This is a genomic window from Streptomyces sp. NPDC017529, from assembly GCF_044329785.1.
In the GTDB taxonomy this organism is placed as follows: Bacteria; Actinomycetota; Actinomycetes; order Streptomycetales; family Streptomycetaceae; genus Streptomyces.
This window is the reverse complement of the sequence record NZ_JBIRJY010000006.1, coordinates 417,290-437,031: the sequence shown is the minus strand read 5'-3', so window position 1 is coordinate 437,031 and position 19,742 is coordinate 417,290. Positions and strand designations below refer to the sequence as shown.

Genomic DNA, 19,742 nt, shown 5'->3' with positions numbered 1-19,742 from the left:
GGGGGCGCCGCCGATGCCCGGATCCGTGGGAATCCGGCCTGTTCGCGCGCGGGCCGGCCGTGGCCGGCCCGCGCCGCTCAGTCGCGTACGGGCAGTTCTGCCGACAGGGCCGCGGCCGCCTGCACCAATGGCAGGGCGAGCAGCGCCCCTGTCCCCTCACCAGCAGTGACGCCGTGATCGAGCAAAGGGTTGAGTGCGATCCGGTCGAGTGCCTTCGCCTGCGCCGGCTCGCCGCTGACCTGCCCGGCCAGCCACCAGTCCGGCGCCCGGAACGCCACCCGCTGGGCCACCAGCGCGCAGGCCGCCGAGACCACCCCGTCCAGGATCACCGGGGTGCGCCGGACCGCGCTCTGCAGCAGGAACCCGGTGATCGCGGCCAGGTCGGCGCCGCCGGTGGCGGCCAGCAGCTCCAGCTGGTCGCCGAGGACCGGCCGGGCCCGGCGCAGCGCGTCGCGGATCGCCGCGCACTTGCGCATCCAGGCCAGGTCGTCGATGCCGGCGCCGCCGCGCCCGGTGACCACCGAGGCGTCGGTGCCGCACAGCGCGGCGATCAGCGCGCTCGCCGGGGTGGTGCCGCCCACGCTCAGGTCGCCGAGCGCGACCAGGTCCGTACCGGCGTCCGCCTCCTCGTCGGCGACCGCCATGCCCGCCCGGAAGGCGCGCTCCGTCTCCTCGGGCGTCAGCGCGTCCTCGATGTCGATCCGGCCCGAGCCGCGCCGCACCCGGTGCCGGGTGACCGCCTCCGGCAGCTCCGCCGGGTCGCAGTCCACCGCCATGTCCACCACCCGCACCTGGGCCCCGGCCCGGCGCGCCAGGATCGCGGCGGGGCTCGTACCGTCCAGTACGGCCCGCACGAGATCCTTCGTGCTCCCGGCCCTGCGGCCCGAGACGTCCAGCGACGCCACGCCGTGGTCGCCCGCGAACAGCACGGCGCGCGGCCGTTCGACGGGCCGCACCGGCACCTGCTGCTGTGCGGCGGCCAGCCACTCGCCCAGCTCGTCCAGTCGGCCCAGCGCCCCCGGCGGCACCGCCAGCCGCGCCCGGCGCTCCTCGGCGTCGCGGCGCACGCCGCCGTCGGGGCGCTCGATCAGGTGGGCGAAGTCATCGAGGTTCAGGGCGCTCATTCGGCGCAGATTACCGGGAACGGCGCCCGGCGGGCAGCGCCGGGTCGGCCGGGGCGCTTTCGGGGCGGCCGAAGCGGATCTCGGTGACCTCGGGGGCGGCGGCGCGCAGCAGCGGTACGCGGCCGCGCCACCGCGCCAAGCGGCCGGCGAGCGGCCCGCGGCCCGGCGGCGGCACCTCGCGGACCGCGACGATGTTCGGGTGGGCGCTCGCCAGTTTCGGCCGGTCGGCGGCGTCCATGCCCCAGAGCAGCGGCGGCGCGTCCCGGTCCGCGGCGGCGCCGCCACGGGTCCCGGCCCGGCCCGTGCACCGGCGGGGCACCGTGTCGAAGACCAGCGCGCCGCCGGGGAAACGTTCCGCGCACACCGCGAGCAGGGCCCGTACCCCGGGCGGCGGGAGGAACATCAGCAGGCCCCGGGCGACCACCACGACACCGTGCTCCGGCGCGCGGACGGCCGACGGCCAGTCGGTGCCGGCCGCCGGGCAGGCGATGGTCCGCCGCCGGGGCCCGTCCGGCAGCAGCATCCGGCGCATCGCGGCGGCTTCCGGCAGCTCCACCGTCAGCCACTGAAGGCTTCCGTTGTCCAGCCGCCAGAACCCGGTCCCCAGGCCCTCGCCGAGCGCGACGACCGTCGCCAGCGGATGCCGCCGCAGGTACGCGCGCACGGCGAGGTCGAAGCAGTCGGTGCCACCGGTCGCCGGGCCATCCGTATCGGTCACGGGGCCCAGCCCACCCGGACCCGGCGGCGCGGGCAAGAGGACACGGGCGCGAGCCCGCGCGCGTCATCCGCGCAGCGCAAGCGCCTGACCGGCCACGACCAGCAGGACGTGCTCGCACTCGGCACCGAACACGGCGTTCAGCCGCCCCAGTTCGTCGCGGAAACGGCGGCCGGACGCGGTCGCGGGCACCACCCCCGAGCCGACCTCGTTGCTCACCGCGACCACCGGGCGCCGGGTGCCGCGTACCGCCGCGACCAGCTCGTCCACCCGCGCGCGCAGCTCCCGCTCGCCGCTCGCCGCCCACTTCCCGTCGTCCCACGCGCCGACCTCGTCCATGGCGTGCGTCAGCCACAGCGCGAGGCAGTCGATGAGGAGCGGGGAGCCGTCACCCGAAGGCCGGTCCTCCGTACGGTCGCCGCCCTCCAGGAGGGGCAGCAGGTCGCAGGTCTCGGTCGTACGCCAGGAGGCCGGGCGGCGCTCGCGGTGGAGCGAGACCCGCGCGGCCCACTCGGCGTCGCCGTCGCGGGTGCCGCCGGTGGCCACGTACAGGACGTCGGGGAAGGCGGCCAGCCGGCGTTCCGCCTCCGCCGACTTGCCGCTGCGCGCGCCGCCCAGGATCAGCGTGCGGCGGGGCAGGTCGGGCACCGCGTGGTACTCGCCGACCACCAGCGACGTGCCGTCCGGGACGGTACGCGCGCCCGCCGCCGCCAGCCGCCGGTGCAGCTCGGGGCCGGGCGGCACGTGGTGGTCCAGGTGGACGCCCAGTACGTCGGTCGCCGCGTCCACGGCGCCGCTCGCCCGCAGCCGCGCCAGCGCGTCCGGCCGCCCCAGGACGTCCAGCAGCACCATGTCGTACGGGCCACTGCCCCTGCCGTGCCCATCGGCCTCGCCCAGACCGGCCGGCGCGGCGCCGGGCGGCAGGTACAGCAGCCGCTCGCCCTCGGCGCCGCCGACCTCGTACCCGGTGCCCGGCACGTCCACGGCGACCGCCCGCACCCGGTGCCCGTCCAGCAGCGCCAGCTCCCGGCCGTCCGCCACCCGCCCCGGCTGCGGCAGCCCGGCGGGCACCTCCATCGCGGGCCCGTCGTGCGGGTGCGAGAGCAGCACCTGCCGTACGGCGGTGAGCGAGTGCCCGGCGCGGGCCGCCGCGAAGGCCGGCCCCGGGGTCAGGTCCAGGAGCAGTGCCCCGTCGACGAGCAGCGCGGTCGCCGCCCGCGCCTCGCCGCCGACGGCGGTGGCGCAGGCGGCACAGGGGCAGCCGGGGCGCGGCAGCCCCTGGGGGGCTCCGGTGCCGAGGAGAGTCAGTTCCACCCGTCGATTTTCTCCCGGCGGGCCCGCCTCAGCGCGCGGGGGCCCGTCTCGACACGGCCGTTAGGCTGCGGAACAGACCGTACGCGGGACGTACGCCGCGCCTTCGCGGGGAATACGCCGCACGTACGGCGTCCGTATGGAGCACCGGCGCAGGACAGGAGCAGCACGGCACCGGGCTCCGGTGCGCGGCGGTACGGCACGAGCAGCACTCGGTGGGACCCAGGAGGCGGACATGGTGTGGACGTGGCGGTTCGAGAAGGCCGACGGCTCGGAGACGAGCCCCGCGGTCGAGCCGGAGGAATTCTCGACGCAGGGGGACGCGGAGTCCTGGATCGGCGAGGTGTGGAAGGACCTCCTTGAGGGGGGCGCCGACAGGGTGACGCTCTTCGAGGACGGCTCCGAGATCTACGCGATGAGCCTGCACGCCGACGCGGGCTGAGCGGCCCGGCACCGGTGCCCGCCGCGCCGCGGCCCGGCGGGCACCTCCCGGCCTCCGCCGGATCGTCCCCGGCGTCACCTAGATCGTTCCCAGCGTCACCCGCACCGTCTTCCGCGAGCCGTCCCGGTCGACGGTGACGTCGACCGTGTCGCCCGGCTTCTTGCCCGCCAGCGCCTCCGACAGTGCCTGCATCGTGCTGACGGCCGTCCCGCCGAACTTCACGACGATGTCGCCGGCCTCGATGCCCGCCTTGTCCGCCGGGCCGCCGTCCTTGACGCTCACGACGCTGACGCCGGCCCCCTCGAAGCCCTCGCCGACGATCGTGCGCCCCGTGATGCCGAGCGCCGCCCGGCCCGAGTTGGTGACCTTGCCGTCCTTGATGATCTGGTCGGCGATGTTGCGGACCGTGGAGGCGGGGATGGCGAAGCCGATGCCGGGCGCCGCGCCCTCGCCCATCTGCGGGTCGGTGGCGGCCAGCGTCGGGATGCCGATGACCTGGTCGGAGAGGTTGACCAGCGCGCCGCCGCTGTTGCCCGGGTTGATGGCGGCGGAGGTCTGCACCATGTTCGAGAGGGTCGCGCCCGTACCGCCGCCGCCGCTGGGCTCGCTGACGGTGCGCCCGGTCGCCGAGACGATGCCCTGCGTGACGCTGCCGGACAGCCCCAGCGGGCTGCCCATGGCGAGCACGATCTGCCCGATCTCGACCTTGCCGGAGTCGCCGAAGGTCGCGGGCTTCAGGTCCTTCGGCGCGTCGTCGATCTTGATGACGGCGAGGTCCTGCTCCGGGTAGGAGGCGACCAGCGTCGCGTTCAGGGAGCGGCTGCCGCGCGCCGTGGTGACCTTGAACTTCTTCTCCTCGCCGACGACGTGGGCGTTGGTGACGACGTGGCCGCGCGCGTCGTACACCACCCCGGAGCCCAGCCCCTCCCCGGTGGTGATCTGGACGACCGACGGCAGGACGTCCTTGACCACCTTCTGGTAGGCGTTCTGCAGGTCGTTGCCGACGCTGGGGGCCGCCGCCCTGGCGGGGGAGGTGGCGGCCTTGGGTGCCGGCGACGTGGCGTCCGCCGCGGACTCGGTGCCGGAGCCGGAGCAGCCGGCCAGGAGAGCGGTCGCGCACAGGGCGGCCGCCGCGGCGGTCACCGTCCCGTGACGGGAGGTCAGTGAAGGCGTCATGTCTGGAGTGTCCCGTCAGGGCGTCCGGTCCGCCCGGTTATCCGGCGCCGTGGCGAGAAACTGCGTGGCCGCCAGCTCCGCGTACAGCGGATCGGTCGCCACCAGTTCCTCGTGCGTACCCACCGCGCGCACCCGCCCCGCCTCCATCACCACGATCCGGTCCGCGAGCGTGACCGTGGACAGCCGGTGCGCCACCACCAGGACCGTGGCCGTACGGGCGGCCTCCGCGACGGTCTCCCGCAGCGCCATCTCGTTGACCGCGTCCAGCTGGGAGGTCGCCTCGTCCAGGAGCAGCAGCCGCGGTTCGCGCAGCAGCGCCCGCGCGATCGCCACCCTTTGCCGCTCGCCGCCGGACAGCTTGCTCCCGCGGTGCCCCACCGGCGTGTCCAGGCCGTCCGGCAGCCGCGCGACCAGACCGTCCAGCCGGGTCCGCACGAGCACCCGGCCGAGCTGTTCGCCGGTGGCGTCCGGCGCCGCGTACAGCAGGTTCTCGCGCAGGGTGCCGGCCAGTACGGGGGCGTCCTGCTCGACGTAGCCGATCAGTGACCGCAGCCGGTCCAGCGGCCAGTCCCGTACGTCCGTGCCGTCGACCAGCACCCGGCCGCCGTCCGCCTCGTAGAACCGTTCCAGCAGCCCGAAGACGGTGGTCTTGCCGGCGCCCGAAGGGCCGACGAATGCGGTCGTGCCGCCGCCGGGCACCGCGAAGTCCACGCCGTGGTGGACCGGCGGCAGCTCCGGGCGGTAGCGGAAGGTCACCTTCTCGAAGGCGACGCTCGCGGGGGCCGTGGAAGCATCCCGCACGGTGCCTGCCGGCGCTGTCTCCGGCTCCGTCTCCAGCGCCTCGGCCTCCGCCATCCGGGCGACCGCCGCCGACCCCACCTGATAGGAGGACGCCGCCTCCACCAGCCGGGATATCGGGTCGATGAGGTAGAAGAGGTAGAGCAGGAACGCGACCAGGGTGGCGATGTCGCTGGCCCCGGAGGCCACCCGCGCGCCGCCGACGCCCAGCACGGCCAGGAACGACAGCTGTACCGCCAGCCCCACCGAGGACATCGCGACCGACTGCCACTTCGCGGCCCGGAGGCCGCCACGCCACGCCTCGCGCGCCGCCTCCTCGATGGCCGCGGCCTCCCGCGGCTCCGCGCCCGACGCCTTGACCGTACGGAACGCCCCGAACGTCCGCTCCAGCGCGGTGGATATCGCCCCCACCGCCTCCTGCGCCCGCTTCGTCGCCTTCGAGATCTGCGGCATCACCAGCGCCAGGACGCTGCCGATCAGCACGATCACGCCGACCGTGACACCGAGCAGCACCGGGTCCAGCAGCGCCATCAGCACGACCGAGCCGATCAGGGTGACGCTGCCGGTGCCGGCCGAGACCAGCGACTGGGTGGTGATCGCGCGCAGCAGCGTGGTGTCCGAGGTGACCCGCGACATCAGGTCGCCCGGTCGGCTGCGGTCGACCTCGGGCATCCGCAACCGCAGCAGCCGCGCGACGAGTTGGCGCCGGGCGGCGAGCACCACGGACTCCGCGGTGCGCTCCAGTACGTACGCGCCGAACGCTTCCAGGGCCGAACCCGCCACCACCAGGACGGTCAGCAGCACCAGCAGCGCCGTGATGGACTCGCCCCCGCCCAGCCGCTCGACCAGCACCTTCGCGGCCATCGGCTGGGCGAGACCGGTGGCCGTGCCGATCAGGGTGAGGAACCCGCCCAGGGCGATGGCCGGGCGGTGCGGCCGGATGTGGCCGTACAGCACCTGCCAGGTTCGGCGGACGGGCAGTCTGGGTGGCGGTGGCCCTTCGGGGGCGGGGTCGGTGGTCACGTAGGACAGGACGCGAAGCAGCGGCGGTTACCTGTCTCCTGTTCGGACGTGCCGTGTCCTCTTCGATCCGACTCCTTTGGCACGCAAGGGCGGCAGGACTGCCCTGGCGGCTCTTCACACGCGACTCCTCCCTGTCGTAGCCAAGAAGGCCGAGGAGACCGACGTAGGACGCCCCGTACGGCGGCTACGGAGGCCAGGAACCGGAAGACCCGGGCTACGACGTCGTCACCGTGGAACCCCGACGCCGCCGCTGATCATCCGCCCTGGCGCGCCTCGCCGCCGGGACCGCCCCGCACGCCGCACAGGTGCAGCAGCGCCGCGACCGCGCGGTACGGGTCGGTGCGCCCGGCCCGGTCCTCGGCGGCGAGCAGCCGTTCCAGCTCGCCGGCGGACGGGGGCGGCACGTCGTCCGCCGCGATGTCGGTGAAGACCCGCACGCCGTACCAGGTCTCCAGCGGCGCGCCGATCCCGTCCAGCGTCGCGGTCAGCGCCGCCAGGCGGTCGGCCCGCACCTTCAGGCCGATGCGGTTGGTGTAGTCGGGGGAGTCGAAGGCCGCCAGGGCGGTGTCCCAGTCGCCCGACAGGCCGGGCCGCAGCGCGAGCGCGTCGGCGTTGCGCACCAGCAGCGACAGCAGCCCGCCGGGGGCCAGGACGCGCGCCAGCCCGGCCAGCATCGGGTCCGGCTCCGGCACGTACATCAGCACGCCGTGGCACAGCACCACGTCGAAGGCGCCGGGGAGGAAGTGCACACCGGTGTCCCGGCCGTCCCCCTCGATCAGCTCCACCCGGTCCTGGATGCCGGCCGGCTCCTCCGCCAGCGCCGCGCGGGCCGCCGCCAGCATCGCCGGGTCGGACTCCAGGCCGGTGACCCGGTGGCCCGCGCGGGCCAGCCGCAGCGCCTGGGTGCCCTGGCCGGTGCCCACGTCGAGGACCCGCAGCCGCTGCCCGACCGGGAAGCGCGCGGAGATCTGCTCCTCCAGCTGACGGGCCACCAGTTCCTGGCGGACCGTGTTGCGCAGTCCGCCGAGGTTGCCGAGCCACTGCCCGGCGCCCCCGGCAAAGCCCGCCGGGGTCGCGCTCAGGGCCGCTCTCCGCGCTTGACCTGCGGCTTCGGCAGGCGCAGCCGGCGCATCTGGAGCGTACGCATCAGGGCGTACGGCTTGACGCCCTTGTGGTTCTCGTTCGGGAAGCGCTGCTTGAGGCGCCGGCTCAGGGAGAACCACAGCACGAAGGAGTCGATCACGATCAGCACGATGATGAACAGCCACAGCAGCAGCGCGATGTTCTGGATCTGCGGCTGGCGCAGCATCGTCAGCACCAGGATGATCACGGCCATCGGCAGGAAGAACTCCGCCACGCACCAGCGCGAGTCGACGAAGTCCCGGGCGAAGCGGCGCACCGGGCCCTTGTCGCGCACCGGCAGGAACCGCTCGTCACCGTTGGCCAGCGCCTCGCGCTGCCGGGCCATGTCGGCGCGGCGCGCCTCACGCGACGCCTTCGCCGCCTCCTTGCGGTTGGCCGGCGTCTGCGCGCGCGTGCGGCGCTGCGACTGCGCCTGACTGCGCTTCGGCGTCGGGCGGCCCTTCGGGGCCTGCGGGTCACGGGGCTGCTGGGGCTGGGACGCGGTCACCTTGGTGGTCGCGGCCTGCTCATCCTTCGAACGGCTTCGGAACACAAAACCCAAGGGTACGGCTTGGCGGTGTATGGACCACAGCGGCATGGGGAACGATCCGGCAACGGCGCGGGGCCGCCGTCGGTGCCGCGTCGGGGGCGTAACGGGACAGAGCGGGCATGTAGGAGTTCCCCTGAGCCGTCCCTACACCTTGCGCCGGAGGAGGGCCGGTCCCTGATCGTCCTGTAGGAGGAGCGCATCCGGGCCCGAACAGTGCGGTAATGGAACCAAGGCCCGTACTGTGGGGTCTGTAGATGTGCTGGAGCCTAAGCCCGATGTAACTCGGTCAGAAGGGGGCGCGCGAGGCCCATGAGCGGTGTCATGAAGCGGATGGGGATGATCTTCCGCGCGAAGGCCAACAAGGCCCTGGACCGGGCCGAGGATCCGCGCGAGACCCTTGACTACTCGTACCAGAAGCAGCTGGAGCTGCTCCAGAAGGTCCGGCGCGGCGTCGCCGACGTGGCGACCTCCCGCAAGCGCCTGGAGCTCCAGCTCAACCAGCTCCAGGGCCAGTCCTCCAAGCTGGAGGACCAGGGCCGCAAGGCCCTCTCGCTCGGCCGCGAGGACCTCGCCCGCGAGGCCCTGTCCCGCAGGGCCGCGCTGCAGCAGCAGGTCACGGACCTGGAGACGCAGCACCAGACCCTCCAGGGCGAGGAGGAGAAGCTCACCCTCGCCGCCCAGCGCCTCCAGGCCAAGGTCGACGCCTTCCGTACGAAGAAGGAGACGATCAAGGCCACGTACACCGCCGCCCAGGCGCAGACCCGGATCGGCGAGGCGTTCTCCGGCATCTCCGAGGAGATGGGCGACGTCGGCATGGCCATCGAGCGCGCGGAGGACAAGACCGCGCAGATGCAGGCCAGGGCGGGCGCGATCGACGAGCTGCTGGCCTCCGGCGCGCTGGACGACCCGACCGGCATGGCCAAGGACGACATCACCGCCGAGCTGGACCGGCTCTCCGGCGGTACGGACGTCGAGCTGGAGCTCCAGCGGATGAAGGCCGAGCTGGCCGGACCGGGCGCCGACAAGCAGGCCATCGAGGGCGGCCAGGCGGGCCAGGGGCAGCAGGCCCCGCAGGCGCAGCCGGGGCAGCCGCGTTTCGACAAGCAGTAAGAGGCGGCGGCGGTTAGCCTCGTCGGGACCGCCGCACCGGAGAAGAGCGTCGCACCGGACCAGAAGGAGACCGTCGTGATCGTACGGATCATGGGGGAGGGGCAGGTGAAGCTCGACGACGCGCACTTCGTCGAGCTGAACAAGCTGGACGACGAGCTGCTCGACGAGATGGAGAGCGGCGACCAGGAAGGCTTCCGGCGCACCCTCGGCGCTCTCCTGGACGCGGTGCGCCGCCTCGGCAGCCCGCTGCCCGACGACTCCCTGGAACCGTCCGAGCTGATCCTGCCCGCCGAGGACGCGAGCCTCGACGAGGTCAGGCAGATGCTCAGCGACGACGGCCTGATCCCGGGCTGAGAAGCCGCCCGGTCGCACCGGGCGGCCCGCCCACCTCCAGCGCAGGCAGCGCCCCGGACCCCGCGTGGGACCGGGGCGCTACCGTTTGTCCTCGTGACTCCCTCCGCCGCTCACGGGCAGGCCGGTCCGCGTCCGGGCGCCGGACCGCTCGCCTGGCCCCGCGCCCACCCGCGCGCCTTCGACGCCGTACTGGCGCTCGCCGTCCTCGTGGCGATCCTGGTCGGCGCGGTGGCCGAGCCGCACGGACCGCACGGCCCCCGGTTCGGCGAGCGCGAACTGACCGCCACCACCGTGGTCCTCGCCGTCGCCGCGAGCGGCGCCCTGGTGCTGCGCCGCCACTTCCCGCGCAGCGTCCTGGCGGTCACCGGCAGCTGCACCGTCCTCGAACTGATCCTCGAAACGCAGGCGCCGCGCGCCCCCGTCGCCTGCTCCGTCGTCATCGCGCTGTGCACCCTCGCCGCCCGCACCGATCGCTCCACCACCTGGCGTGTCGGCGCGCTGACCGTCGTCGTGCTCACCGCCGCCGCGATGCTCTTCGGCGCCCGCCCCTGGTACGCCCAGGAGAACCTGGGGATCTTCGCGTGGACCGGCATGGCCGCGGCGGCCGGGGACGCGGTGCGCAGCCGCCGCGCCTTCGTCGCCGCCATAAGGGAACGGGCCGAACGCGCCGAACGCACCCGCGAGGAGGAGGCCAGGCGCCGGGTCACCGAGGAGCGGATGCGGATCGCCCGCGAGCTGCACGACGTGGTCGCCCACCACATCGCCCTGGTCAACGTGCAGGCCGGGGTCGCCTCGCACGTCATGGACAGCCGCCCCGACCAGGCCAAGCAGGCGCTCGCGCACGTCCGCGAGGCGTCCCGCTCGGCACTGGACGAACTGCGCGCCACCGTCGGCCTGCTGCGCCAGTCCGACGACCCGAAGGCGCCCACCGAACCCGCGCCGGGCCTGGGCGTACTGGACCAGCTCGTGGACGGTTTCGTACGCGCCGGACTGCCCGTCGACCTCGACGTCCCGCAGCAGCCGGACCGGCTGCCCGCCGCCGTCGACCTCACCGCCTACCGGGTCGTCCAGGAAGCGCTGACCAACGTGCACAAGCACGCCGGCGCGGGCGCCCGCGCGACGGTGCGCATCGTCCGGTCCCCGGGCGACCTGACCGTGACCGTCCTCAACGACGGCACGGGCGCGCCCGCCGGCGAAGCGGGGCCGGGCGCCGCGGAGGAGCGCGGCGGCGGCCACGGCCTGATCGGCATGCGCGAGCGGGTCACCGCGCTGCGCGGCACGGTCGAGACCGGCCCCCGCCCGGCCGGCGGCTTCCGGGTCCGGGTACGCCTGCCGCTCCAGACGACCCAGACCACACGGGCCGAAGCGCCCGGCCGCACCTGCCACCCGGGGGACACCGCATGACCATCAAAGTCCTGCTCGCCGACGACCAGACACTGCTGCGCAGCGCGTTCCGCATCCTCGTCGACTCCGAACCCGACATGGAGGTGGTGGGGGAGGCGTCCGACGGCGCCCAGGCGTACGAGCTGACCCGCGCCAAGGGCGCCGACGTCGTCCTGATGGACATCCGGATGCCGGGCGTGGACGGCCTCGCCGCCACCCGCATGATCAGCGCGGACCCGGACCTGACTGCTGTACGCGTCGTCATCCTGACCACGTTCGAGGTCGATGACTACGTGGTGCAGGCGCTGCGGGCCGGCGCCAGCGGATTCCTCGGCAAGGGCGCCGAGCCGGACGAACTGCTCAACGCCATCCGGATCGCGGCCGCCGGCGAGGCGCTGCTGTCCCCGGTCGCCACCAAGGGGCTGATCGCCAAGTTCCTCGCGCAGGGCGGCGACGCGGCCGACGGCGGGCCGGGACGCCGCGGCGCCGCCGAACTGGCCACGCTCACCGGCCGCGAACGCGAGGTGCTGGTCCTGGTCGCGGGCGGCCTGTCCAACGACGAGATCGCCGAGCGGCTCGCGGTCAGCCCGCTCACCGTCAAGACGCACGTGAACCGGGCCATGGCCAAGCTGAGCGCCCGCGACCGGGCGCAACTGGTGGTCATCGCGTACGAATCGGGGCTGGTGCGCCCACGGGTGCAGTAGGGGGTGGAGACCGCCGTACTCCGAACGTTGTACGGCGGTGGGGCGGAAACCGACCTGCGAGCGAGGGAAAACCGGTGGGGCGTGGCGGATCGTTTAGTCGGGCCAGTGGTGCCCGTCCGCCGAGAACGCCGTACAGAACAGAAGAGAGACCCCACCCATGTCCTGGCTGTCCCGACTCAGCCTCGTACAACGGGGCCTGATAGCGCTGATGTCGATCGTCGCGGTCGCCTTCGGCGCCATCGCGATCCCCCAGCTCAAACAGCAGCTCCTGCCCACCATCGAACTCCCCGTGGTGTCCGTGCTGGCGCCCTACCAGGGGGCCTCGCCCGACGTCGTCGAGAAGCAGGTGATCGAGCCGCTGGAGGACGGAATCCAGGCGGTCGACGGCATCAAGGGCGTCACCTCGACGGCGAGCGAGGGCTCGGCCGTCATCATGGCCCAGTTCGACTACGGCAACGACTCCAAGCGGCTGGTCGCCGACGTGCAGCAGGCCGTCAACCGGGCCCGCGCCAAGCTGCCCAAGGACGTGGACCCGCAGGTCGTGGCCGGTTCGACGGACGACATCCCGGCCGTCGTGCTCGCGGTGTCGGCGACCGGCAAGGACCAGCAGGCGCTGGCCGCCCAGCTCGACCGCAGCGTGGTGCCGGACCTGAGGAACATCGACGGCGTCGGCCAGGTCTCCGTGGACGGCGTCCGGGACCGCATCGTCGCCGTCACCCCCGACGACGCCAAGCTCGCGCAGGCCGGGCTGACGGCCGCGGCGCTCGGCCAGGCCCTGGAGGCGAACGGCACGTCCGTACCCGCCGGTTCGTTCGCCGAGCAGGGCCGCAGCAACACCGTCCAGGTCGGCGGCGGCTTCACCTCCGCGCAGCAGATCCGGGACCTGGCACTCACCCCGGCGGCGGGCCCCGGCGGCTCCGGCGGCGGCCAGGCGGGCAAGCCGGTACGCCTCGGCGACGTCGCCACCGTCAAGGAGGAGCAGGCCGCCCCCACCTCCATCACCCGCACCAACGGCAAGCCCAGCCTGGCCGTCATGGTCACCATGGGCCAGGACGGCAGCGCCGTCGACATATCCGAGGCCGTCAAGGACAAGCTGCCGAAGATCCGCGCCGCGCTCGGCAAGGGCGCCGAGGTCACCGTCGTCTCCGACCAGGGCCCCGCGGTCTCCAAGTCCATCGACTCGCTGACCACCGAAGGCCTCCTCGGCCTGGTCATGGCCGTGATCGTCATCCTGGTCTTCCTGCTCAGCCTGCGCTCGACGCTGGTCACCGCGGTCTCCATACCGCTGTCCGTCGTCATCACGCTGATCGTGCTGTGGACCGGCGACCTGTCGCTGAACATGCTCACCCTCGGCGCGCTGACCATCGCCATCGGCCGTGTCGTCGACGACTCGATCGTCGTCCTGGAGAACATCAAACGGCACCTCGGCTACGGCGAGGAACGGCAGCAGGCCATCCTGACCGCCGTCCGCGAGGTCTCCGGCGCGATCACCTCCTCCACCCTCACCACCGTCGCGGTCTTCCTGCCCATCGGCGTGGTCGGCGGCATGGTCGGCGCCCTGTTCGGCTCCTTCTCCATCACCGTGACGGTGGCCCTCCTCGCCTCCCTCCTCGTCTCCCTCACCGTCGTGCCGGTCCTCTCCTACTGGTTCCTGCGCGCCCCGGAGATCCCCGAGGGCACCGACCCCGAGGAACTGCGCCGGGCCGCCGAGGCCAAGGAGAGCGGCAGCCCCCTCCAGCGCCTGTACGTGCCCGTACTGCGCTTCGCCACCCGCCGCCGCGTCACCAGCGTCGTCATCGCCGTCGTCGTCCTCCTCGGCACGTTCGGCATGGCCCCCCTCCTCAAGACCAACTTCTTCGACCAGGGCGACCAGGACACCCTGAGCGTCAAGCAGGAGCTGAAGCCCGGCACGAGCCTGGCCGCCGCCGACGCCCAGGCCAAGAAGATCGAACGCGTCCTCGGTGGCCTCAACGAGGTCGAGGACTACCAGGTCACCGTCGGCTCCTCCGGCTTCATGGCGGCCTTCGGCGGCGGCAGCGGCGCCAACCAGGCCTCGTACCAGCTCAAGCTGAAGGACTCGGCGGACTCCGCGAAGGCCACCGACAAGCTCCGCGCCGAACTCGGCAAACTCGGCAAGGACATCGGCGAGACCACCGTCTCCACCGGGGGCGGCGGTTTCGGCAACCAGGACCTGAGCGTCGTCGTCAAGGCCGCCGACGCGGACGTGCTGAAGAAGGCCTCCGAGCAGGTACGGGCCACCGTCGCCGGCCTCGACCACGTCACCGACGTACAGAGCGACCTGGCGCAGAGCGTGCCCCGCATCTCCGTCCAGGCCAACGCGAAGGCGGCCGCGGCGGGTTACAGCCAGGCCACCCTCGGCCAGGTCGTCGCCCAGGCGGTACGCGGCACCACCAGCGGCAAGGCGATGATCGGCGACACCGAACGGGACATCGTCATCAAGTCCGCCCACCCGGTCACCTCCGAGGCCGCCCTGCGCGACCTGGCCGTACCGACCCCGGCGGGCCCGGCCAAGCTCGGTGACCTCGCCACGATCCGTACGGTCGCGGGCCCCGTCCAGAGCACCCGCATCGACGGCGCGCGGTCCGCCACCGTCACCGCCAAGCCCACCGGCGACAACACCGGCGCGGTCACCACCCAGCTCCAGTCCAAGATCAAGGACCTGAAGCTGCCGGAGGGCGCCACCGCCGAGATCGGCGGCGTCTCCCAGGACCAGACCGATGCGTTCTCCAAGCTGGGCCTGGCGATGCTGGCCGCCATAGCCATCGTCTTCATGCTGCTCGTGGCAACCTTCCGGTCCCTGATCCAACCCCTGATCCTGCTCGTCTCCATCCCCTTCGCGGCAACCGGCGCACTCGGCCTGCTGGTCGCCACGGGCACCCCGATGGGCGTTCCGGCGATGATCGGCATGCTGATGCTCATCGGCATCGTCGTCACCAACGCGATCGTGCTGATCGACCTGATCAACCAGTACCGCGCCCAGGGCTACGGCGTTGTCGAAGCCGTCATCGAGGGCGGCCGCCACCGCCTCCGCCCCATCCTCATGACGGCCCTCGCCACGATCATGGCCCTGCTCCCGATGGCCCTCTCCATCACCGGCGACGGCGGCTTCATCTCCCAGCCGCTGGCCGTGGTCGTCATCGGCGGCCTGATCACGTCCACCCTGCTCACACTGCTGCTCGTCCCGACGCTGTACGCAATGATCGAACTCCGCAAGGAGCGCCGCGCGGCGAAGCGTGCGGCGAAGCGCACGCGGCCCGCCGACGAGACCCGCACGCCGGAGGCGGCGGGAGTCTGACCCACACACAGGTCAGCCCGTCCCAGGAGACCCCTGGGACGGGCTGACGTGCGTCAGGCTGCCTTGAGGGCCGCGATGAAGGCGGCCCAGGAGGCGGTCGGGAGGGTGAGTATGGGGCCGTGGGGGGTTTTGCTGTCGCGTACGGGGACGGTGCCGGGGAAGTTCTCGGCGATTTCGACGCAGTTCCCCCCGTTGGCGTTGCTGTAGCTGCTTTTGCGCCAGCGGGCTGCGTTGGTGCCGAGGGGGCGCGGCATGGCCTTCACTCCTCTGCCGTTTTGAGGGAGGCGATGAACGCGGTCCAAGAGGTGGCCGGGAAGGTGACTATGGGGCCGTGGGGGGTTTTGCTGTCGCGTACGGGGACGATGCCGGGGAGGTCGTCGGCGACCTCGACGCAACTGCCCCCGTTGGTGTTGCTGTAGCTGCTCTTGCGCCAGTGAACCGTGCTCAGCTCGGGGGTGTGTCGCATGCTTTGTAGTCCTCCATCGCCTTTCGGATCAGCTCCGCCGATGCAGTCAGCGAGAGGGCATTAGCGCGCAGCACCTCGTACTGCCGCCGCCACTTCCGCACTGTGTCCGGTCCCTCGTGCAGGTGGCCGGTCTCGATGCCCTCTTCGTAGGCCGCTGTGGAGCCGTTGGGCAGTGTCAGCAAGTTCAGTGCCCCGCCCATCAGCGAGTGAGGGCCCGCACTGAACGGCATCACCTGAACTTTGCTGCTTGGAGTATTCCCCTGCTTCAGCAGCGATGCCAATTGCTTATACATGGAGCTCTTGTCGCCGACCTGCCGCCGCAATACCGACTCGTCGATGATCGTCCAGCGGAAGGGGACGGGTTGCCGGCGCTCTTGCCGGGACATCCGCGCGGCGACCCGTTCTTCGACCTGCTCCTCGGACAAGTCTTCCTGGCAGCGGAGCAGCACCCGGGCGTACGCATCGGTCTGGAACAGACCGGGTACGACCTGCGGTTCGTAGGTCTCGACCGTATGGGCCTGCGCTTCCAGGTCCATGAAGCGCCGGTACTGATCCGGATGCGCCTCACGCCGTGCGAGCTGGTACAGGCCGTGGAAGTGCTCGTCCGTGCCGAAGGCCGCGTCCAGCCTGGACGGCAGGTCGGGGGGTGGCATCAGCTCCGCCGTCTCGATGCGGGCCAGTGTGCTCTTGCTGGAGTTGACCACGTCCGCCAACTGCACCAGCGACAGTTTCGCGGTCTCGCGGTGGCGGCGTTGTTCGGAGCCGAAGTAGTGGCGGGCGGATACGTAGGGGTTCAGGTCGCGGGGCGTGAACTTCATGGGGGGTGCGCCTCTCTGCCGTCCCATTCTCAACGGTGGGACGTAACGGCCCTGTTGAGAGCCATGTCACACGGTGACGATGGTGGTGCACACGGTAGTCGCCGGGTGTTCATGAGGCCGAAGAAGGCGAGAATCCATGTTTCATCGCGTCGTGCGTCGACAGCCCCGGTCGGGCCCGGTCGGGCGGTACGTGCCCGCCGTCAGGACGCCGCGTCGGCGGCCCGAGGTCATGCTGCGCGGGGAGGCGAGCGCGCTGGTGCGGCCGTACACCCTGTCGCCGGAGGAGTTCCGTGCGTGGCGGTCGCGTCGCGTCGCCGGGGTGGCGGTGTGATGGCCGGTAACCGGTGCGGTACGCCGCTGCGGCTCCTGCCGTGGACCACGCCTGCGGGTGGGGCGTGCTACCTCAGTACGGACGACTCGGAGAGCCTGCTGTCCTTGATCGCCGACGAGGCGGAGGAGGAGTTGCTCCGGGCTGCGGAGGAGGTGGTGACGGCCGACGCCGGCCCTCGGGAGCTGCGCCGCGCGCTGCGCGACGTACTGCGGATCGCGGTCAGCCGGGGCGCTCGGTTGGTGCAGGCGGAGGCGCAGCCCTGTGAGCACGGGACGACCGAGAGGTGCGGCGGCAAGACGTACTGCTGCGGCTGCCGACGGCAGATCTACCTGTGAGAACGTGTACGTGTCCGGGGCCGGTGCCGGGCACGTTCCGGCCCGACCCCGCGGGTCACGGCGTTACGCGCCGAGTCAGCCGAGGCGGCCGATGTGGATGACCACGATCGTGACGGTGGCCTCGGTGATCTCGTACAGCACCCGGTAGCGGCCGACATGTATACGCCGGAGGTCGGGAGAGCCGTACTCGGCACTGCCCGTTGGGCGGGGCTGAGTGGCGAGCAGGTCGACGGCGTCCATCAGCTGGCGCAGCCCGTCTGTGTCGTCTTTGAGGAACCGGGCGGCCGCGTCGACGGCGCCCGGGTCCCAGATGACCTCGTATGTCAACTGCGCTCCAGTCCGAGCCGCGCGCGTACCTCGGTATGCGGGACACCCGCGGTCTCACCGGATTCCTGCCGCGCGCGGTACTGCGCCAGTGCCAGGGCGTCCTCCAGATCGGCGAGCTCCTGCGGGTTTATGAGCACGGCCGCCGGCTGGCCGTGGTCAGTGATCGTAATCCGCTCACGGGCGTGGGAAGTGCGGCGAACCAGCGACCCGAACCGGGCGCGCGCTTCGGTAATCGGCAAGGTGTCACTCATGCGCAGAACTGTACACTTCGCGCGGCTTTCTCAAGGAGAGTCTGCCCGGAATCCACTCGATAGTGACTTTGTGCTGGCGTGAAGGTGAAACGGCCACGGGGCCGCCCGGACTCCTTGTCCGGTGCGACCCCGCGGGCCAGGGGTACTCCGCGCGCCGAAGGCGCGCTCCGCTACGGCAGCGCCAGCATCCGCTCCAGTGCCAGCTTCGCGAAGCTCTCCGTCTCGCGGTCGACCTGGATGCGGTTGACGATCTTGCCGTCGGCGAGGGATTCGAGGGCCCAGACCAGGTGGGGCAGGTCGATGCGGTTCATGGTGGAGCAGAAGCAGACCGTCTTGTCGAGGAAGACGATCTCCTTGTCCTCGGCGGCGAAGCGGTTGGCCAGGCGGCGGACGAGGTTCAGTTCGGTGCCGATGGCCCACTTGGAGCCGGGCGGGGCGGCTTCCAGGGCCTTGATGATGTATTCCGTGGAGCCCACGTAGTCGGCGGCGGCGACGACCTCGTGCTTGCACTCGGGGTGTACGAGGACGTTTACGCCGGGTATGCGGGCCCGTACGTCCTCGACGGATTCGAGCGAGAACCGGCCGTGTACGGAGCAGTGGCCCCGCCACAGGATCATCTTGGCCGCGCGCAGCTGGTCGGCGGTCAGGCCGCCGTTCGGCTTGTGGGGGTTGTAGACGACGCAGTCGTCCAGGGACATGCCCATGTCGCGTACGGCGGTGTTGCGGCCCAGGTGCTGGTCGGGCAGGAAGAGGACCTTCTCGCCCTGTTCGAAGGCCCAGTCCAGCGCGCGCTTGGCGTTGGAGGAGGTGCAGATCGTGCCGCCGTGCTTGCCGGTGAAGGCCTTGATGTCGGCGGAGGAGTTCATGTACGAGACGGGGACGACCTGCTCGGCCACGCCGGCGTCGGTGAGCACGTCCCAGCACTCCGCGACCTGCTCGGCCGTGGCCATGTCGGCCATCGAGCAGCCTGCGGCCAGGTCGGGCAGGACGACCTGCTGGTCGTCGGAGGTGAGGATGTCGGCGGACTCGGCCATGAAGTGCACGCCGCAGAAGACGATGTACTCGGCGTCCGGGCGGGCTGCCGCGTCACGCGCCAGCTTGAAGGAGTCGCCGGTCACGTCGGCGAACTCGATGACCTCGTCGCGCTGGTAGTGGTGCCCGAGGACGAAGACCTTGTCGCCCAGCTTCGCCTTGGCGGCGCGGGCGCGCTCGACGAGTCCGGGGTCGGACGGTGCCGGCAGGTCGCCGGGGCAGTCCACGCCGCGCTCGCTCTTGGGATCGGCCTCGCGGCCGAGGAGCAGCAGCGCGAGCGGGGTCGGCTGGACGTCCAGGGGCTGGGCGGTGGTCACGACACACACCCTCTCTTTTCGCAGATCAGGACGGCGGCGCCGCACCGGTGGGGCCCGGTACCGGGTCGCGCCGGGAGCCTTTTCGTCTATTTGACGCTATCTATCATAGCCGCTTCATGTCAGTTTGACGATGGCCATCGCGTCGATGTGACGCATCCCCGTGCCCAGGCCGCTCCGCGACCCGGCGCGGGTGTGCGAGCATGAAGGCGGAAGGCCAACAACACGTCGCGCCCAGCCGGAATTAATCCGGGGCCCCATCGGTTGCAGCCGAGGGCAAGCGGTCCGTACAACCCGGGAGAGATCTAGATGAGCGTTCAGGACGAGACCACCGTCGGCGACGGCATCATCCTGTCCGACGCGGCCGCGTCGAAGGTGAAGGCCCTGCTGGAGCAGGAAGGCCGCGAGGACCTCGCGCTGCGCGTGGCCGTTCAGCCCGGCGGCTGCTCCGGACTGCGCTACCAGCTCTTCTTCGACGAGCGGTCCCTCGACGGCGACGTCGTCAAGGACTTCGGTGGCGTCAAGGTCGTCACCGACCGGATGAGCGCTCCGTACCTGGGCGGCGCCTCCATCGACTTCGTCGACACCATCGAGAAGCAGGGCTTCACGATCGACAACCCGAACGCCACGGGCTCCTGCGCCTGCGGCGACTCCTTCAACTGACCCGCAACCGGCCCGAGGGCCGGCTGAGGAACAGAGCGCGTACGACGGCGGCGCCCCCCTGGTGGGGAGCGCCGCCG

General features: G+C 72.2%; 22 protein-coding genes. 9 read left to right on the top strand and 13 right to left on the bottom strand.

Annotation, left to right across the window (positions count from 1 at the left end):
* Nucleotides 1–77: 77 nt before the first annotated feature.
* The 3 genes from cobT to ACH4K4_RS18900 all read right to left on the bottom strand — a co-directional run bounded on the left by cobT (nt 78) and on the right by ACH4K4_RS18900 (nt 3,153).
* Nucleotides 78–1,124 (bottom strand): nicotinate-nucleotide--dimethylbenzimidazole phosphoribosyltransferase, encoded by a 1,047-nt coding sequence (cobT, locus tag ACH4K4_RS18910; RefSeq protein ID WP_398168516.1) that lies wholly within the window; start codon nt 1,122–1,124, stop codon nt 78–80.
* A gap of 10 nt (nt 1,125–1,134) precedes the next feature.
* Nucleotides 1,135–1,842, bottom strand: a complete 708-nt coding sequence (locus ACH4K4_RS18905; RefSeq protein ID WP_398168515.1) for a class I SAM-dependent methyltransferase — start codon at nt 1,840–1,842, stop codon at nt 1,135–1,137.
* Between the two features lie 63 nt (nt 1,843–1,905).
* Entirely contained in the window at nt 1,906–3,153 is a 1,248-nt protein-coding gene (locus tag ACH4K4_RS18900) for a bifunctional adenosylcobinamide kinase/adenosylcobinamide-phosphate guanylyltransferase (RefSeq protein WP_398168514.1), read from the bottom strand.
* A 232-nt stretch (nt 3,154–3,385) separates the two neighbouring features.
* On the opposite strand from ACH4K4_RS18900, the gene ACH4K4_RS18895 reads away from it, so the two are divergent.
* Nucleotides 3,386–3,592 (top strand): hypothetical protein, encoded by a 207-nt coding sequence (locus ACH4K4_RS18895; RefSeq protein ID WP_398168513.1) that lies wholly within the window; start codon nt 3,386–3,388, stop codon nt 3,590–3,592.
* Nucleotides 3,593–3,670: 78 nt separating this feature from the next.
* Here ACH4K4_RS18895 and ACH4K4_RS18890 read toward each other — a convergent pair whose 3' ends face one another.
* The 4 genes from ACH4K4_RS18890 to ACH4K4_RS18875 form a co-directional block, all read right to left on the bottom strand.
* Nucleotides 3,671–4,768 carry a S1C family serine protease gene (locus ACH4K4_RS18890; RefSeq protein ID WP_398168512.1) on the bottom strand — a complete coding sequence of 366 codons (1,098 nt, stop codon included), beginning with the start codon at nt 4,766–4,768 and terminating at the stop codon, nt 3,671–3,673.
* A 15-nt stretch (nt 4,769–4,783) separates the two neighbouring features.
* The gene (locus ACH4K4_RS18885; RefSeq protein ID WP_398168511.1) at nt 4,784–6,589 is read right to left on the bottom strand and encodes an ABC transporter ATP-binding protein; all 1,806 of its coding nucleotides are present in this window, start codon (nt 6,587–6,589) and stop codon (nt 4,784–4,786) included.
* Nucleotides 6,590–6,843: 254 nt separating this feature from the next.
* Nucleotides 6,844–7,581, bottom strand: a complete 738-nt coding sequence (locus ACH4K4_RS18880; RefSeq protein ID WP_398168509.1) for a class I SAM-dependent methyltransferase — start codon at nt 7,579–7,581, stop codon at nt 6,844–6,846.
* Between the two features lie 86 nt (nt 7,582–7,667).
* Nucleotides 7,668–8,264 (bottom strand): DUF3043 domain-containing protein, encoded by a 597-nt coding sequence (locus ACH4K4_RS18875; RefSeq protein WP_398168507.1) that lies wholly within the window; start codon nt 8,262–8,264, stop codon nt 7,668–7,670.
* A 306-nt stretch (nt 8,265–8,570) separates the two neighbouring features.
* Here ACH4K4_RS18875 and ACH4K4_RS18870 point away from each other — a divergent pair, with 306 nt between their 5' ends.
* The 5 genes from ACH4K4_RS18870 (at nt 8,571) to ACH4K4_RS18850 (ending at nt 15,128) form a co-directional block, all read left to right on the top strand.
* Nucleotides 8,571–9,371 (top strand): PspA/IM30 family protein, encoded by an 801-nt coding sequence (locus tag ACH4K4_RS18870; RefSeq protein WP_360138880.1) that lies wholly within the window; start codon nt 8,571–8,573, stop codon nt 9,369–9,371.
* A gap of 75 nt (nt 9,372–9,446) precedes the next feature.
* Nucleotides 9,447–9,725: a hypothetical protein gene (locus ACH4K4_RS18865; protein WP_398168505.1), complete on the top strand. Its 279-nt coding sequence runs from the start codon at nt 9,447–9,449 to the stop codon at nt 9,723–9,725.
* A 93-nt stretch (nt 9,726–9,818) separates the two neighbouring features.
* Entirely contained in the window at nt 9,819–11,129 is a 1,311-nt protein-coding gene (locus ACH4K4_RS18860; RefSeq protein WP_398168503.1) for a sensor histidine kinase, read from the top strand.
* Entirely contained in the window at nt 11,126–11,812 is a 687-nt protein-coding gene (locus ACH4K4_RS18855) for a response regulator (RefSeq protein ID WP_398168502.1), read from the top strand. Before ACH4K4_RS18860 ends, ACH4K4_RS18855 begins: the two co-directional genes overlap by 4 nt.
* A gap of 157 nt (nt 11,813–11,969) precedes the next feature.
* Nucleotides 11,970–15,128, top strand: coding sequence for an efflux RND transporter permease subunit (locus ACH4K4_RS18850; RefSeq protein ID WP_398168500.1), 3,159 nt, complete (start codon nt 11,970–11,972; stop codon nt 15,126–15,128).
* 53 nt (nt 15,129–15,181) lie between these two features.
* On the opposite strand, the gene ACH4K4_RS18845 is transcribed toward ACH4K4_RS18850, so the two are convergent.
* Genes ACH4K4_RS18845 through ACH4K4_RS18835 form a run of 3 tightly spaced genes read right to left on the bottom strand, consistent with a single transcriptional unit; the run spans nt 15,182 to nt 16,412 of the window.
* Nucleotides 15,182–15,382 (bottom strand): DUF397 domain-containing protein, encoded by a 201-nt coding sequence (locus ACH4K4_RS18845; protein WP_398168499.1) that lies wholly within the window; start codon nt 15,380–15,382, stop codon nt 15,182–15,184.
* Nucleotides 15,383–15,387: 5 nt separating this feature from the next.
* Nucleotides 15,388–15,594 (bottom strand): DUF397 domain-containing protein, encoded by a 207-nt coding sequence (locus ACH4K4_RS18840; protein ID WP_398168497.1) that lies wholly within the window; start codon nt 15,592–15,594, stop codon nt 15,388–15,390.
* On the bottom strand, nt 15,573–16,412 hold the full coding sequence (locus ACH4K4_RS18835; RefSeq protein WP_398168496.1) for a Scr1 family TA system antitoxin-like transcriptional regulator: 840 nt from the start codon (nt 16,410–16,412) through the stop codon (nt 15,573–15,575). Before ACH4K4_RS18835 ends, ACH4K4_RS18840 begins: the two co-directional genes overlap by 22 nt.
* A 151-nt stretch (nt 16,413–16,563) precedes the next feature.
* Between ACH4K4_RS18835 and ACH4K4_RS18830 the strand changes: the two genes are divergently transcribed.
* A complete protein-coding gene (locus ACH4K4_RS18830; RefSeq protein ID WP_398168494.1) occupies nt 16,564–16,743 on the top strand; it encodes a hypothetical protein in 180 nt (59 codons plus the stop codon).
* Nucleotides 16,743–17,078, top strand: coding sequence for a hypothetical protein (locus ACH4K4_RS18825; protein ID WP_398168493.1), 336 nt, complete (start codon nt 16,743–16,745; stop codon nt 17,076–17,078). The genes ACH4K4_RS18830 and ACH4K4_RS18825 overlap by 1 nt, the downstream gene beginning before the upstream one ends.
* 75 nt (nt 17,079–17,153) lie before the next feature.
* On the opposite strand, the gene ACH4K4_RS18820 is transcribed toward ACH4K4_RS18825, so the two are convergent.
* The 3 genes from ACH4K4_RS18820 to nadA form a co-directional block, all read right to left on the bottom strand.
* On the bottom strand, nt 17,154–17,405 hold the full coding sequence (locus ACH4K4_RS18820; protein ID WP_398168492.1) for a type II toxin-antitoxin system RelE/ParE family toxin: 252 nt from the start codon (nt 17,403–17,405) through the stop codon (nt 17,154–17,156).
* Nucleotides 17,402–17,656, bottom strand: a complete 255-nt coding sequence (locus ACH4K4_RS18815; RefSeq protein ID WP_398168491.1) for a type II toxin-antitoxin system Phd/YefM family antitoxin — start codon at nt 17,654–17,656, stop codon at nt 17,402–17,404. The genes ACH4K4_RS18820 and ACH4K4_RS18815 overlap by 4 nt, the downstream gene beginning before the upstream one ends.
* Before the next feature lie 170 nt (nt 17,657–17,826).
* Nucleotides 17,827–19,014: a quinolinate synthase NadA gene (nadA, locus tag ACH4K4_RS18810; RefSeq protein ID WP_398168490.1), complete on the bottom strand. Its 1,188-nt coding sequence runs from the start codon at nt 19,012–19,014 to the stop codon at nt 17,827–17,829.
* Between the two features lie 297 nt (nt 19,015–19,311).
* On the opposite strand from nadA, the gene ACH4K4_RS18805 reads away from it, so the two are divergent.
* The gene (locus ACH4K4_RS18805) at nt 19,312–19,665 is read left to right on the top strand and encodes a HesB/IscA family protein (protein ID WP_398168488.1); all 354 of its coding nucleotides are present in this window, start codon (nt 19,312–19,314) and stop codon (nt 19,663–19,665) included.
* The last annotated feature ends 77 nt before the right edge of the window (nt 19,666–19,742 follow it).

Bases quoted from the DNA above. Each gene is read 5' to 3' on its own strand.
- cobT (WP_398168516.1), bottom strand. From the start codon at position 1,124: ATGAGCGCCCTGAACCTCGATGACTTCGCCCACCTGATCGAGCGCCCC.
- ACH4K4_RS18895 (WP_398168513.1), top strand. From the start codon at position 3,386: ATGGTGTGGACGTGGCGGTTCGAGAAGGCCGACGGCTCGGAGACGAGC.
- ACH4K4_RS18890 (WP_398168512.1), bottom strand. From the start codon at position 4,768: ATGACGCCTTCACTGACCTCCCGTCACGGGACGGTGACCGCCGCGGCG.
- ACH4K4_RS18870 (WP_360138880.1), top strand. From the start codon at position 8,571: ATGAGCGGTGTCATGAAGCGGATGGGGATGATCTTCCGCGCGAAGGCC.
- ACH4K4_RS18855 (WP_398168502.1), top strand. From the start codon at position 11,126: ATGACCATCAAAGTCCTGCTCGCCGACGACCAGACACTGCTGCGCAGC.
- ACH4K4_RS18850 (WP_398168500.1), top strand. From the start codon at position 11,970: ATGTCCTGGCTGTCCCGACTCAGCCTCGTACAACGGGGCCTGATAGCG.
- ACH4K4_RS18845 (WP_398168499.1), bottom strand. From the start codon at position 15,382: ATGCCGCGCCCCCTCGGCACCAACGCAGCCCGCTGGCGCAAAAGCAGC.
- ACH4K4_RS18840 (WP_398168497.1), bottom strand. From the start codon at position 15,594: ATGCGACACACCCCCGAGCTGAGCACGGTTCACTGGCGCAAGAGCAGC.
- ACH4K4_RS18835 (WP_398168496.1), bottom strand. From the start codon at position 16,412: ATGAAGTTCACGCCCCGCGACCTGAACCCCTACGTATCCGCCCGCCAC.
- ACH4K4_RS18825 (WP_398168493.1), top strand. From the start codon at position 16,743: ATGGCCGGTAACCGGTGCGGTACGCCGCTGCGGCTCCTGCCGTGGACC.
- ACH4K4_RS18815 (WP_398168491.1), bottom strand. From the start codon at position 17,656: ATGAGTGACACCTTGCCGATTACCGAAGCGCGCGCCCGGTTCGGGTCG.
- ACH4K4_RS18805 (WP_398168488.1), top strand. From the start codon at position 19,312: ATGAGCGTTCAGGACGAGACCACCGTCGGCGACGGCATCATCCTGTCC.